This window comes from uncultured Metabacillus sp., from assembly GCF_947503125.1.
Classification (GTDB): domain Bacteria; phylum Bacillota; class Bacilli; order Bacillales; family Bacillaceae; genus Metabacillus.
In genome coordinates this window covers 1-1039 of record NZ_CANNCR010000161.1, presented here as the reverse complement: position 1 = coordinate 1039, position 1039 = coordinate 1, and the positions used below count along the sequence as shown (strand labels likewise).

The window sequence follows — 1039 nt, the reverse complement described above, 5'->3', positions numbered from 1 at the left end:
CTTTACCGCCAGGTTAAGGAATGGGATCGCTACGGCCTGAATACCAATGATAAGAACCTTTCGAATTGGGTCATTCGTGCATCACACGATTGGTTATTGCCTATTTACGAGAGAATGAAAGATTTGATGATGAATAAATCGCTTTTACATATTGATGAAACATATGGACAAATTCTCTACCGTTCCGATGGTAAATCGGGTCAAACTAATGCATATAATTGGGTGTCTCGAAGTGTTCCTTGCCAAGGGCCACCTATAACTCTCTTTCATAGCGCATTATCGCGGGCTCGATCTGTCCTTGAAGATTTCATTGAAGGCTTTTCTGGAACGATTATTTGCGATGGTTATTCTGCCTATGATAAGTTGGAAGGTGTTACCTTCGCAAATTGTTGGGCCCATGTTCGTCGCTATTGGCTAAAAGCAGACAGCAAAAATGGCCAAATTGGTGTGAGCTTTTGTGACGATTTATACCGTCTTGAAAGGAAATTTAAACATTTGTCTCCGAGTAAGCGAAGAAAAAAACGCCAAAAATACTCGAAGCCAATTGTAGATAAATTCCTTGAATGGGTTGAAACGTCACCATTTTACGGAAAAAATGCGCTAGCAAAAGCAGCTGAATATACATTGAACAGGGCAAATGGACTCAGAGCATTCCTGAACGATGGGCGCATTGAAATCGATAATAATCCAGCCGAAAACGCCATCCGCCCCAACGTCGTAGGCAGAAAAAACTGGCTTTTCTCAGTCAGTGAAGCTGGCGCAAAAGCGAACGCCATTTGTCTGAGTATCGCAGAAACTGCCAAAAGTAACGGTGTAGATTTCTACGAATACTTAAAGAAACTTTTGACGGATCTACCCAATCTCGGCATCCATCAAAACCCTGAAATTTTAAATCAATACATGCCCTGGTCAAAAGTGATTCAGGCCGAATGTGGACAAAAATTGAAATAAGCCGTAAATTCGATTAAAAAAATCAGGATTTACGGCTATTCGTGATGCGGACCGAAAGGTGCGCTTATTTTTTATAATTCGGGCTTAC

The 1039-nt window shown here is 41.3% G+C and carries 1 protein-coding gene; it reads left to right on the top strand.

Features of this window, described 5'->3' with window-relative positions; translation table 11 throughout:
• On the top strand, window positions 1–951 hold a 951-nt coding region (locus Q1B07_RS26635), incomplete at its 5' end, for an IS66 family transposase (protein ID WP_299095830.1).
• Between the last annotated feature and the right edge of the window lie 88 nt (window positions 952–1039).